Consider the following 11487-nt stretch of genomic DNA (forward strand, 5'->3'; position numbering starts at 1 on the left):
CCCCATGACCAGCCTCCCCGAAGCCGCCCCCCTGGCCACCGACCTGCGGGTCTTCCTGACCGTCATCCGCATGGGCAGCTTCGCCGGTGCCGCCCTGGAACTCGACCAGTCGCCGGCCTACATCAGCAAGCGCATCAAGATCCTCGAAAGCACCCTCGGCACCCGCCTGCTGCACCGCTCGGCGCGGCATATCGCGCTGACCGACGCCGGCCTGCGCACGCAACACTGGGCCGAACGGATCCTCGAGCAGTTCGATGATTTCATGAGCGACCTGAGTCAGGTGCGCAAGGCCCCGCGCGGCCTGTTGCACGTGTGCAGCAGCCTCGGCTTCGGACGCAACCATGTGGCCCCGGCGATCGCCGAACTGGCCGCGACCTATCCCGACCTGGAAGTGCGCCTGGACGTGTTCGACCGGGTGGTGGATATCGTCGCCGAAGGCTTCGACCTGGAGATCCGCGTGGGCAACGACCTGCCCGGGCAGCATATGAGCCGGCGGCTGGCGAGTAACCGGCGGGTCGTGTGTGCCACGCCCGAGTATCTGGAGCGCTGCGGGACGCCGATGAGCCTGGAGGACCTGGGGCAGCACGATTGCCTGGTGCTCAAGGAGCGCAACAGCCCGTTCGGTTTGTGGCGGCTGGAGTCTGCCGAGGGGGAACATACGGTGCCGGTGAATGGCACGCTGTCGTCCAACAGTGGTGAGATCGTGTTGCAGTGGGCGCTGGCCCATCGCGGGTTGTTGCTGCGTTCATGGTGGGATGTGCAGCCGCTGCTGGCCCAGGGGCGGCTGGTGCAGGTGTTGCACGGGTACAGCCAGGGCGCGGATATCTGGGCGGTGTATCCGACGCGGCTGGCTGATTCGGCAAAATTGCGGGTGTGCGTGGAGTTTCTGGAAGCCAGGTTGAAGCATTTGGCGGTGTAGTGCTCTTCCGGGCCTCATCGCTGGCAAGCCAGCTCCCACAGGGTTCGCGGCGCATGCAATACCTGTGGGAGCTGGCTTGCCAGCGATAGGGCCCGAAAGCGCACCACAAGGCTCAAGCCAGCCAGGGATTCCCGGCCAGATGCCGCGCCTCGAACGCCCGGATCTGCTCACTGCGCAGCAACGTACTGCCAATCGCATCCAGCCCCGACAGCAAGGCCTCCTTGCGCAGCGCCTCGATCTGGAAGGCAATGCTCTCCCCCTCCCCCAACACAATCCGCTGCCCCGGCAGGTCGATCTCGATGCCGGCGGTTTCAGGCTGGCTGACCCGCTCGCCCAGGCGCTTCAACTCGTCCGGCTTGAGCTGAATGGTCAGCACACCATTACGCTGGCAATTGTCATAGAAGATCCCGGCAAAGCTGGTCCCGATCAACGCCCGTATCCCCAGTTGCTTCAGCCCCCACACCGCATGCTCGCGGCTGGAACCACACCCAAAATTCGGCCCGACCACCAGGAACGCCGCCCCCTGCCACGGCGCCTGGTTCAACACGAACCCGGGATTGGGCGAGCCATCCTCCTGAAAGCGCAGATCGAAGAACACACCCCGGTCCAACCCGGCCCGGTCAATGCCCTTGAGAAACTGCTTGGGCATGATCACGTCGGTGTCGACGTTGGCCGCCAGCAACGGCGCTGCCACGCCCTGTACATGAATGAACGGTTGCATCTCAAACCTCCCCTTGCAGCGAACGCACATCGACCAGATGGCCACTTACCGCCGCCGCGGCGACCATCGCCGGGCTCATCAGATGGGTACGCGCGCCAGCACCCTGGCGCCCTTCGAAGTTGCGGTTGGTACTGGACGCGCAGCGGTCACCGGGACTTAGCACGTCATCGTTCATCGCCAGGCACATGGAGCACCCTGATTGCCGCCATTCGAAACCCGCCTCGCGGAAGACCTGCGCCAGCCCCTCGGCTTCGGCCTGGTCGCGGACCTGGGTGGAACCCGGGACGATCATCGCCCGCACGCCCTGCGCCACCTTGCGCCCTTTGGCGACCCGGGCCGCATCACGCAGGTCTTCGATCCGCGCATTGGTGCAGGAGCCGATAAAGGCATGGCTGATGGGGATGCCGCTGAGCGCCGCACCCGGTTGCAGGCCCATGTAGCGCAGGGCGCGTTGCAGGTCCTGGCGCAGGATCAGGTCCGGTTCGGCCAGCGGGTCCGGCACGCAGGCGCCGATGGCGGCAGCCTGGTCGGGGCTGGTGCCCCAGGTGACCATGGGCTCGAGGTCGCCGACCTGCAGGGTCACCTCGCGGTCGAACTGCGCGCCCGGATCGCTGAACAGCTCGCGCCAGCACGCCACGCCTTGTTCCCACAGAGCGCCACGGGGTGCCCGGGGCTTGTCCTTGAGGTAGTCGAAGACCTTGTCGTCCGGCGCCATGAAGGCGCCCCGGGCACCTGCCTCCACCGCCATGTTGCACAGGGTCATGCGCCCTTCGACGCTCAGGGCGCTGATCGCCGGGCCGGCGAACTCGATGGCGTAGCCGGTGGCCCCGGAAGCACCGATACGGCGGATCAGTTCCATGATGATGTCCTTGGCCACCAGCCCCGGGCCCGGCTCGCCTTCGACGGTCACCCGCAGGGTTTTCAGGCGCTTGTAGACCAGGGTCTGGGTCGCCAGCAGGTGCTCGATCTCCGAGGTGCCGATACCGAAGCCGAAAGCCCCGAGGGCGCCATAGGTGGTGGTGTGGCTGTCGCCGGCCGCCACCACCATGCCCGGCAGGATGAAGCCCTGTTCCGGCGCCACCACGTGCTCGATGCCCTGACGCTTGTCGAGCACGCCGAACAGCTCGATGCCGAACTCGCGGCAGTTCTCCTCGAAGTAGCTGACCTGGCGCGCACCGCCCGGATCGGGCATATGAGCATCACGCTCCGGCGCGGTGGGGTTGACGTGATCCACCACGCACAGGGTCGCCGCCGGCCGCCAGACCTGCCGCCCCGCCTCGCGCAGGCCGCTGAAGGCCTGGGGGCTGGTGTATTCGTTGGCGACCTGGCGGTCGATGTACAACAGCACGTGGCCCTGGTCGTCCAGTTCGCACACGGTATGGGCGTCGATGTGTTTCTGGTAGAGCGTTCTCGGGCCAGTCATGGTCGTGCTCCCTCGAGGAGGAACGGCAGCGCCTGTTCCAGCAGGGCTTGCGGGGTTTCTTCGGCGATGTAGTGCCCGCATGGCAGCTCGCCGCCGCGCACGTCCGTGGCGATGGCGCGCCACTCTTCCAGCGGCGAGAAGCACTTGCCGATCACACCGTCGCGGCCCCACATCACCAGCAGCGGGAGCTGGAGTTTGTTCCCGGCATCGATATCGGCCTGGTCGTGTTCCAGGTCGATGCCGGCGGCGGCGCGGTAGTCCTCGCATACACCGCGGGCGGCGCCGGGCAGGGACAGGCAGCGGCGGTACTCGGCGAAGGCTTCGTCGGTGAAGGGTGCGAGGCCGGCACTGCGTCCGCCCATGACGCTGCGCAGGTAACCCTCGGGGTCGGCCTCGATCAGGGTTTCCGGCAGCGGCGCCGGGCGGATCAGGAAGAACCAGTGCCAGTAGGCGCGGGCAAAGGCCTCGTTGGTCTGGCGGTACATGGCCAAGGTCGGGGCGATATCCAGCAGGACCAGGCGGGTCAGGCGCTGCGGGTGGTCCAGGGCCAGGCGGTGGGCAACCCGGGCGCCGCGATCGTGGGCCATCAGGGCGAAGGTGTCGAAACCCAGCGCGCGCATCAGGCCGACCATGTCGTTGGCCATGGTGCGCTTGGAATAGCGCTCATGGGCGGGGTCGGCCTCGGGCTTGGCGGAGTCGCCGTAGCCGCGCAGGTCGGCGGCGATCACGGTGAAATGTTTGGCAAGGGTGGCGGCGACCTTGTGCCAGATCACATGGGTCTGCGGGTGCCCGTGCAGTAGAAGCAACGCCGGGCCCTCGCCGCCCTGGCGGTAGGCGATCTCGACACCGTCGACGGTGCATGTGGATTTATGGAAGTCACGGAACATCGGGGGTACTCCATTTCTTGTTCTTTCAGGCTGGAGTCGAGGATAGCTTCCGGGGGGATGGGTTCAACGGGTGAAATGGAGAGGGATGGAACACGGATCGTGAATTTGAAGCTGAGGGTATTCCGACATGGAAAACGCCTCGGCCCCTGTGGGAGCGGGTTCACCCGCGATTACGATGGTGGACCTACCGCCGCAATCGCGGGCAGTGGTGGCTGCGATGTGTCTGTCAGAGGACCGCGTTATGGCCACCAGGCGCATGCCGGTAGATCTTCAGCGCACTCAAGATCGAGCGCCGCCCGCGCGGCGCATCGCTGGCAAGCCAGCTCCCACATTTGTTGCAACGTACCTATGTCTGCAAGGCCATAGTTGATCGCTTTGTTTGTCCGACTCGATATTCTGCCGAGCCCAAAAGCCTCCCCGCGATATATCGCCGAACATCCAAAGGCTGGCAACTGAGATCCCACAGGCCATGGTACGTTGCAACAAATGTGGGAGCTGGCTTGCCAGCGATGCGCCGCGCGGGCGGCGCTCGATCTCAAGGGCGCTAGAAAAGCCATGACAAGCACCTCTCAGCCCTGATGCCCCTGCGCGCATATCGCACAACAGTTCGATAATCGCACCACTTCCGCTTTACCCCCTCTACTTGTCGCCCGCTCTGCGGCACGCTATGGACAAGTCAGCCAACGACTCCAGGCGCTGACTGGCCCAGGCCTTACGGCGCGTCGGCCAGTCCGGCAATCAATACTCCAGGAATGACCAGGAGCCCGCTTTGATCAATAAAACGTTTGAGTCCATCGCCAGCGCGGTGGAGGGGATCACCGACGGTTCGACCATCATGGTCGGCGGCTTCGGCACCGCCGGCATGCCGTCCGAGCTTATCGACGGACTCATCGCCACCGGTGCCCGCGACCTGACCATCATCAGCAACAACGCCGGCAACGGCGAGATCGGCCTGGCCGCCCTGCTCATGGCCGGCAGCGTGCGCAAGGTGATCTGCTCCTTCCCGCGCCAGTCCGACTCCTACGTGTTCGACGAACTGTACCGCGCCGGCAAGATCGAGCTGGAAGTGGTGCCACAAGGCAACCTGGCCGAGCGTATCCGCGCCGCAGGCTCCGGCATCGGTGCGTTCTTCTCGCCGACCGGCTACGGCACCCTGCTTGCCGAGGGCAAGGAAACTCGTGAGATCGACGGCCGCCAGTACGTCCTGGAAATGCCGCTGCATGCCGACTTCGCCCTTATCAAGGCGCACAAGGGTGACCGCTGGGGCAACCTGACCTACCGCAAGGCCGCGCGCAACTTCGGCCCGATCATGGCCATGGCCGCCAAGACCGCCATTGCCCAGGTCGACCAGATCGTCGAGCTCGGCGAGCTGGATCCGGAGCACATCATCACCCCCGGTATTTTCGTCCAGCGCGTGGTCGCCGTTTCCGGCGCTGCCGCTTCTTCGATCGCCAAAGCTGTCTGAGGCCTGCCATGACCATCACCAAGAAACTCTCCCGCACCGAGATGGCCCAGCGCGTCGCCGCCGACATCCAGGAAGGCGCCTACGTCAACCTCGGTATCGGCGCGCCGACCCTGGTGGCCAACTACCTGGGCGACAAGGAAGTCTTCCTGCACAGTGAAAACGGCCTGCTGGGCATGGGCCCGAGCCCGGCCCCGGGCGAGGAAGACGACGACCTGATCAACGCCGGCAAGCAGCATGTGACCCTGCTCACCGGCGGTGCCTTCTTCCACCACGCCGACTCGTTCTCGATGATGCGCGGCGGCCACCTGGATATCGCCGTGCTGGGTGCCTTCCAGGTCTCGGTCAAGGGCGACCTGGCCAACTGGCACACCGGCGCCGAGGGTTCGATCCCGGCCGTGGGCGGCGCGATGGACCTGGCCACCGGCGCACGCCAGGTGTTCGTGATGATGGACCACCTGACCAAGTCCGGCGAAAGCAAGCTGGTGCCCGAGTGCACTTATCCGTTGACCGGTATTGGTTGTGTCAGCCGTATCTACACCGACCTGGCAGTGCTGGAGGTGACCGCTGAAGGCCTGAAGGTGGTAGAGATCTGCGCCGATATCGACTTCGATGAATTGCAGAAGCTCAGCGGTGTGCCGCTGATCAAGTAAACCTGTTTCGATGCGCGCCGCGAACCCTGTGGGAGCTGGCTTGCCAGCGATAGCAGTAGTGAATTCACCATAGCTATCGCTGGCAAGCCAGCTCCCACAGGATTCGCGGCGCGCTTTGGATGCAGCTAAAATATCCAGGCCCTACTTTTTCTTCTTGGCGATACCTTTCATCCGCAACGCCGCCTTCTGCACCGCAGCCATCTTCTCCGGCCTTTTCATCCCGCGCCACTTACGGATTTCCTCCCTGGTCCGCCCGCAACTGACACACATCTCGCTGTTCAGCTGACAGAGCGAAACACAGGGGTTTTCAACATCTTTTGCCATTTTTCTGCCTGAGTGATCCATGAACTGGGCCCTGATGGCCCCGGGTTTGCGCCAGCAGCAGGATACCGCCCAGCACCATGCTTGCGCCGACTATCTGCAGATAACCGACCTGCTGCCCCAGCACCAGCCAGCCCAGCAACAAGGCGGCCACCGGTTCCACGTTCATCGCTGGCGCATTGCGGGTGATATCCAGCCTGGGCATCAGGATGAACAGCGCGGAAAACGCGGCACCATACAGCATCACCAGCACGCACAGGGCGCTCCACCCCGCCAGGCTGCGCGGAATCTCAAGCCCACCGGGAATCGCGCCCGCACCGCCCAACGCAGCAGCAGCCACGAACACCACCAGCATGGTCAGGCACGAACGCACCTTGCCCGGCATCCCGGCGAGGCGGTTGTGGGTGATCCACAGGGCGCAGGCAAAAGCGACCGCCGCCACCAGGCAGAACACCACGCCCTCGTACCAGTCCCTGTTCACCGCCTGCGCCTGAAGGATGATACGCGGCACATCCAGCACCACCAGCAGGCCGAGGATGATCAACGCCATGAGGCCCAGGGCCCGTCGCGTCGGCGCCGGCCCGCCCAGCAGCCAGGTGATCAGGGCAAGAAACACCGGCGACAGGTTAACCACCAGCAAGGCGACACCCACCGGAATCCGCGCCACCGCCGAGTAGATGCAGTAGCTCTGCACCGCCACGCACAGGCCGGCCACTATCTGCCAGCGCCAGGTAGTCGCCGTCTGGCGCAGCGGATCGGAACCGAGCATGACCAGGCCCAACAACACCAGCGCGGTGATACCCGAACGGCAGAGAATTGCCACCAGCAGCCCCGCGCCGTCATCGAAAGCCACCCGCGCAGCCACATGATTGCCGGCGAAGGCACAGGCCAGCGTGGCCAGGATCAGCAACGCCAGGGGCCGGGGGAAACTGCTGTTGTGGTCCTGCATCGGCGAAGGCCCCTTAGCGGATATAGCTGCCGCCGTTGACATCGAGCGTCGCGCCATTGAGCGACGCCTGGGACGGACGCAAGGCGAAGGCCACCAGCTCGGCGATTTCCGCCGGAGCCGCCATGCGCCCGACCGGGATATCGGAGACTGCCGCCGCCTCACCATGCTGGGCGACGAACTGCTCGGCCATGTCCGTGCGCACCCAGCCCGGCGCGATGGCGACCGATACGATGCCCTCCCCGGCAACACTGCGTGCCAGGGACTTGCTCAGGTTGATCAGGGCCGCCTTGCTGGTGCCATAGGGCAAGGCGTCGGCGGCATAACCGCGCTGGGCCGCGCGGCTGGCCATGGTGATGATGCGGCCACCACCCTGGCTGCGGAAATGCAGGACCGCCTCGCGACTGAGATCGGCGGCGGCGAAGAAGTTGACCTGGAACTCGCGACGCCAGGCGGCACGCCATTCGGCGGCGGGTGCGTCGAGGGGAATCTCGGTACGGATACCGGCGTTGTTGACCAGGCCGTGGATACGTCCGCCGGCCAGTTCCAGCGCCGCTTGCCACAGGCGCTCGGGGCCGGCTTCGTCGCTCAGGTCACCCTGGACGATCCAGCCCTTGCCGCCAATGCGCTCGAGCAGCGCCCGGGCACCCTCGGCATCACGGCTGTAATGGATCAACGCCCGGGCACCTTCGGCCACCAGTTGCTCGACGATGGCCGCACCGATGCCACCCGAGGCGCCGGTTACCAGGACGGTCTGGCCATCGAGGGGCCGCTTGAAATCACTCATCTGTGCTCACCTTGCAGGTCTGGAGAAAAGAGAAATGCCGCGTGCCTCGACGAAGCACGCGGCGATGCGCGATGCAGGCGCTATTTGGCCAGGGCGTTGGCTTCGGTCGAGGCCTTGTCGACCAGCCTCTGGATGTCACCGGTTTCGCGACGCTGGGTCAGGTAGATGTTCAGTACCTGGAGGTCCGCCGGCGAAATATCGCGGCGCACACCGAAGGATACGCCCTGCTTGGCCAATGCCGGCTTGGGCAGGATCTCACGGGTCCAATCGGGGTTGGCGAGGGCGAACAGGTGGTTGGTATCGCTGGCGTCGACCAGCACGTCGGCGCGCTTGGACATCACTGCCAGCCGCGCCTCATCCATGCCGGGCAGGCGCATGATCTTGCCCTTGCTGATCACCGACGAAATGGCCTTGTCCTGGGCAGTGCCGGACATCACGGCAAAGGTGACCTCGGGCTTGTCGAGGGCAGCGATATCGTCCTTGACCTCGGCCACCTTGGGGTTGTCCTTGTTCACCAGCAACGATACCTGGTAGTCGGTGGCCGGCACGGTGAAGGCCACCGCCAGGGCGCGTTCCGGGGTTTGGTTGAGGGCCATGGCCAGGTCCCATTTGCTGCTTTGCAGGCCGGCCACCAGGTTATCCCAGTTGGTGTCGACGAACTCGACTTTGACCTTCAGCACCTTCTCGCCGAAGTCCCGGCACAGGTCGACGAAATAGCCGCTGTAGGCGCTGGTCGCGGCATCGCGCATCACATAGGGCGCAGCCACGGCGGCGCCGCAACGCAGCACTCCGGCTTTCTGCACATCCTTCCACACCGAGGTTTCCGCAGCCTGGGCAAGCATGCCCGCGGACAATCCGGCGCAGACGGCCAGGGCTTTGAGGGAAGAGGAAATTGAACGAACCATTGTTGACCTCACTGATATTGATTGTTTTTGGCAGGAAGGTACGGCGCAGTGCTGCATGCGATTTTGTATGCATGACTGCATTCAAAATAAAAACTAAGATAGACACTGTCAACACGCTTGTCATTGGTCAGCAACACTCAATTCAAACGACTGTTTTAGCTTTTGAAAAACCCGCATTTCACGAAAGAAAAATCAAATATTAGCGTGAGAAAAAATGGATTTAACTCACCCATTATTTCATCCCACACTGTGCGGATCAGTGATCCACGCCCTTCCCTGGCGCTGGATGGAGGCCCCCGATATGACCTTGAATGACGATCTGGCTTGCGTGATTCGCCAGGAAGAAACCCTTCGCTTTGCGCATTTCGATGAGGACACGGCCTGGCAACTGGGCACCCGCCTGCAGGACAAGGCCATCGCCAATGCCTGGCCATTGGTGATCGATATCCGCCGCTTCGACCGACCACTGTTCTTCGCCGCAAGGCCCGGAATCACCTCCGATAACCACGACTGGGTACGGCGCAAGAACAACACCGTGCAGCGGTTTCTGCGCAGCACCTACCGGCTGCGCCATCAACTCGCGCTGGAGAACCTGGATATCAGCCAGCGTTATTTCCTCTCGCCGGCCGACTACGCCAGCGTTGGCGGCGGCTTCCCGATCAACGTGCAAGGTGCAGGCGTGATCGGCTCGGTCACGGTCTCCGGCCTGCCCGACCGCGAAGACCATCGGATCATCGTCGACACGCTGTGCGAACTGCTCGGTCACGATCGCGATGACCTGGCGCTTGCCATCGAGCCTCCCTTCTAGCGCCTTCCTTGCACTGCCGCGTCCGCGTTTCGGATCAGAACGCTCCAATAACAATCAACGAGTCTATCCATGTCCAATTCCTCCCTTGCACCCGGGCTGAAACAGCGCCACGTCACCATGCTGTCGATTGCCGGGGTGATCGGCGCCGGCCTCTTCGTCTTCTCCGGCCATGCGATCGCCAAGGCCGGTCCCGCCGCCCTCCTTGCCTATATCTTTACCGGCGCCCTGGTGGTGCTGGTGATGCGCATGCTGGGGGAAATGGCGGTGGCCTCGCCGGATACCGGCTCGTTCTCCACCTACGCCGACCGGGCCATCGGCCCCTGGGCCGGGTTCAGCATCGGCTGGCTGTACTGGTGGTTCTGGGTCCTGGCGATTCCGCTGGAAGCGATCGCAGCGGCGAACATCATCAATGCCTGGGTACCGGCCGTGGACACCTGGGTGATCGCCTCGGCGTTGATCCTGGTGCTGACCTGCTCGAACTTCTTCAGCGTGGCTCGCTATGGCGAATTCGAGTTCTGGTTCGGGCTGCTGAAGATCATCGCCATCATTGCCTTCATCGCCCTGTGCGCCGCCGCCCTGATGGGGTGGCTGCCAGAGCGCGAAGTCAGCGGCCTGGGGCGCCTGATGGAGCTGCATGGTGGCTTCGCGCCCAACGGCCTGAGCGCCATCGTCGGCGCGATGCTGACCACCATGTTCAGTTTCATCGGTGCCGAGGTGGTGACCATTGCCGCTGCCGAATCGAAGAACCCGGCCCGACAGATCACCCGCGCGACCAACTCGGTGGTGTGGCGCATCTGCGTGTTCTACCTGCTGTCGATCCTGATGATCCTGTCCATCGTGCCGTGGAACGACCCGCGCCTGCCGCAGGTCGGCTCCTTCCAGCGAGCGCTGGAGATCATGAACATTCCCGATGCCAAGCTGATCATTGACGTCGTGGTGCTGCTGGCGGTCGCCAGTTGCATGAACTCCCAGGTCTACACGGGCTCGCGGATGCTTTACTCCCTGGCCCGGCGTGGCGACGCACCGACATTCCTCAAGCGCGTCAACCTGGCGAAAGTGCCGGTTGCCGCCGTGGCCTGCACCACGGTGCTGGGCGTGCTGGCGACCTTCATCAACTACTTCGCGCCGGAGAACGTCTTCAAATTCCTGCTCTCCACTTCGGGCGCCGTGGCGTTGCTGGTGTACCTGGTAATCGCCGTCTCGCAACTGTGCCTGCGCCGCAAGATGCACGCCGCCGGCGAGGTACTGGAGTTCCGCATGTGGCTGTTCCCCTGGCTGACCTGGGCGGTGATCCTGTTCATCAGCGCGGCCCTGGTCAGCATGTTCTTCATTCCGGCCTATCGCTCGGAAATCACCGCTACCGGGTTGCTGGCGATCGTGATTGTCTGCCTGGGGCTGATGAATGCGCGCAAGGCCTCGCACGCGCCGGCTCGCCGGGCCAGCCCGCTGGCGGAATGATCCAGACGCTGTACCTGTACCCGCAACATTTACCGGAGAGTCAAACGTGGTTGAGTATGTAGTGTCCCTGGATAAGCTCGGCGTCCATGATGTGGAGCACGTAGGGGGCAAGAACGCATCCCTGGGCGAGATGATCAGTAACCTCGCCGGTGCCGGCGTTTCCGTACCAGGCGGCTTTGCCACTACGTCCCAGGCGT

The 11487-nt window shown here is 64.1% G+C and carries 13 protein-coding genes; 6 read left to right on the top strand and 7 right to left on the bottom strand.

Going from position 1 to position 11487, the window contains the following annotated elements; translation table 11 throughout:
* The first annotated feature begins 4 nt into the window (after positions 1–4).
* Positions 5–919, top strand: coding sequence for a LysR substrate-binding domain-containing protein (locus PSEMO_RS25480; protein ID WP_075805732.1), 915 nt, complete (start codon positions 5–7; stop codon positions 917–919).
* Between the two features lie 112 nt (positions 920–1031).
* Here the strand turns inward: PSEMO_RS25480 and leuD are convergent, their stop codons facing one another.
* From leuD to PSEMO_RS25495, 3 genes are read right to left on the bottom strand one after another with little or no spacing between them, the layout of a single operon-like run.
* A complete protein-coding gene (gene leuD, locus PSEMO_RS25485) occupies positions 1032–1640 on the bottom strand; it encodes a 3-isopropylmalate dehydratase small subunit (RefSeq protein ID WP_075805733.1) in 609 nt (202 codons plus the stop codon).
* Between the two features lies 1 nt (position 1641).
* Positions 1642–3063 carry a 3-isopropylmalate dehydratase large subunit gene (leuC, locus tag PSEMO_RS25490; RefSeq protein WP_075805734.1) on the bottom strand — a complete coding sequence of 474 codons (1422 nt, stop codon included), beginning with the start codon at positions 3061–3063 and terminating at the stop codon, positions 1642–1644.
* Positions 3060–3950, bottom strand: coding sequence for an alpha/beta fold hydrolase (locus tag PSEMO_RS25495; RefSeq protein WP_075805735.1), 891 nt, complete (start codon positions 3948–3950; stop codon positions 3060–3062). Before PSEMO_RS25495 ends, leuC begins: the two co-directional genes overlap by 4 nt.
* Before the next feature lie 769 nt (positions 3951–4719).
* Between PSEMO_RS25495 and PSEMO_RS25500 the strand changes: the two genes are divergently transcribed.
* Both PSEMO_RS25500 and PSEMO_RS25505 read left to right on the top strand, forming a co-directional pair.
* On the top strand, positions 4720–5415 hold the full coding sequence (locus tag PSEMO_RS25500) for a 3-oxoacid CoA-transferase subunit A (protein ID WP_056802975.1): 696 nt from the start codon (positions 4720–4722) through the stop codon (positions 5413–5415).
* Positions 5416–5423: 8 nt separating this feature from the next.
* Positions 5424–6065 (top strand): 3-oxoacid CoA-transferase subunit B, encoded by a 642-nt coding sequence (locus PSEMO_RS25505; protein WP_075805736.1) that lies wholly within the window; start codon positions 5424–5426, stop codon positions 6063–6065.
* 141 nt (positions 6066–6206) lie between these two features.
* Here PSEMO_RS25505 and PSEMO_RS25510 read toward each other — a convergent pair whose 3' ends face one another.
* From PSEMO_RS25510 to PSEMO_RS25525, 4 genes are all read right to left on the bottom strand, one after another.
* On the bottom strand, positions 6207–6389 hold the full coding sequence (locus PSEMO_RS25510) for a DUF1289 domain-containing protein (RefSeq protein ID WP_075805737.1): 183 nt from the start codon (positions 6387–6389) through the stop codon (positions 6207–6209).
* Positions 6373–7335 (bottom strand): EamA family transporter, encoded by a 963-nt coding sequence (locus tag PSEMO_RS25515; RefSeq protein ID WP_075805738.1) that lies wholly within the window; start codon positions 7333–7335, stop codon positions 6373–6375. Before PSEMO_RS25515 ends, PSEMO_RS25510 begins: the two co-directional genes overlap by 17 nt.
* Positions 7336–7348: 13 nt before the next feature.
* Positions 7349–8119: an SDR family NAD(P)-dependent oxidoreductase gene (locus PSEMO_RS25520; RefSeq protein ID WP_075805739.1), complete on the bottom strand. Its 771-nt coding sequence runs from the start codon at positions 8117–8119 to the stop codon at positions 7349–7351.
* A gap of 80 nt (positions 8120–8199) precedes the next feature.
* Complete coding sequence (locus PSEMO_RS25525) at positions 8200–9024, bottom strand: transporter substrate-binding domain-containing protein (protein WP_075805740.1); 825 nt, start codon at positions 9022–9024, stop codon at positions 8200–8202.
* Between the two features lie 301 nt (positions 9025–9325).
* Here PSEMO_RS25525 and PSEMO_RS25530 point away from each other — a divergent pair, with 301 nt between their 5' ends.
* The 3 genes from PSEMO_RS25530 to PSEMO_RS33165 all read left to right on the top strand — a co-directional run.
* Positions 9326–9832, top strand: coding sequence for a heme-degrading domain-containing protein (locus PSEMO_RS25530; RefSeq protein WP_075805741.1), 507 nt, complete (start codon positions 9326–9328; stop codon positions 9830–9832).
* Positions 9833–9901: 69 nt separating this feature from the next.
* The gene (gabP, locus tag PSEMO_RS25535; protein WP_075805742.1) at positions 9902–11290 is read left to right on the top strand and encodes a GABA permease; all 1389 of its coding nucleotides are present in this window, start codon (positions 9902–9904) and stop codon (positions 11288–11290) included.
* A 46-nt stretch (positions 11291–11336) separates the two neighbouring features.
* Positions 11337–11487: PEP/pyruvate-binding domain-containing protein (locus PSEMO_RS33165; protein ID WP_144443582.1), on the top strand; the 151-nt coding region annotated here is incomplete at its 3' end.

The organism is Pseudomonas putida, assembly GCF_001941965.1.
Classification (GTDB): Bacteria; Pseudomonadota; Gammaproteobacteria; order Pseudomonadales; family Pseudomonadaceae; genus Aquipseudomonas; species Aquipseudomonas putida_L.

Bases quoted from the DNA above. Each gene is read 5' to 3' on its own strand.
- PSEMO_RS25480 (WP_075805732.1), top strand. From the start codon at position 5: ATGACCAGCCTCCCCGAAGCCGCCCCCCTGGCCACCGACCTGCGGGTC.
- leuD (WP_075805733.1), bottom strand. From the start codon at position 1,640: ATGCAACCGTTCATTCATGTACAGGGCGTGGCAGCGCCGTTGCTGGCG.
- leuC (WP_075805734.1), bottom strand. From the start codon at position 3,063: ATGACTGGCCCGAGAACGCTCTACCAGAAACACATCGACGCCCATACC.
- PSEMO_RS25495 (WP_075805735.1), bottom strand. From the start codon at position 3,950: ATGTTCCGTGACTTCCATAAATCCACATGCACCGTCGACGGTGTCGAG.
- PSEMO_RS25505 (WP_075805736.1), top strand. From the start codon at position 5,424: ATGACCATCACCAAGAAACTCTCCCGCACCGAGATGGCCCAGCGCGTC.
- PSEMO_RS25510 (WP_075805737.1), bottom strand. From the start codon at position 6,389: ATGGCAAAAGATGTTGAAAACCCCTGTGTTTCGCTCTGTCAGCTGAAC.
- PSEMO_RS25515 (WP_075805738.1), bottom strand. From the start codon at position 7,335: ATGCAGGACCACAACAGCAGTTTCCCCCGGCCCCTGGCGTTGCTGATC.
- PSEMO_RS25520 (WP_075805739.1), bottom strand. From the start codon at position 8,119: ATGAGTGATTTCAAGCGGCCCCTCGATGGCCAGACCGTCCTGGTAACC.
- PSEMO_RS25525 (WP_075805740.1), bottom strand. From the start codon at position 9,024: ATGGTTCGTTCAATTTCCTCTTCCCTCAAAGCCCTGGCCGTCTGCGCC.
- PSEMO_RS25530 (WP_075805741.1), top strand. From the start codon at position 9,326: ATGACCTTGAATGACGATCTGGCTTGCGTGATTCGCCAGGAAGAAACC.
- gabP (WP_075805742.1), top strand. From the start codon at position 9,902: ATGTCCAATTCCTCCCTTGCACCCGGGCTGAAACAGCGCCACGTCACC.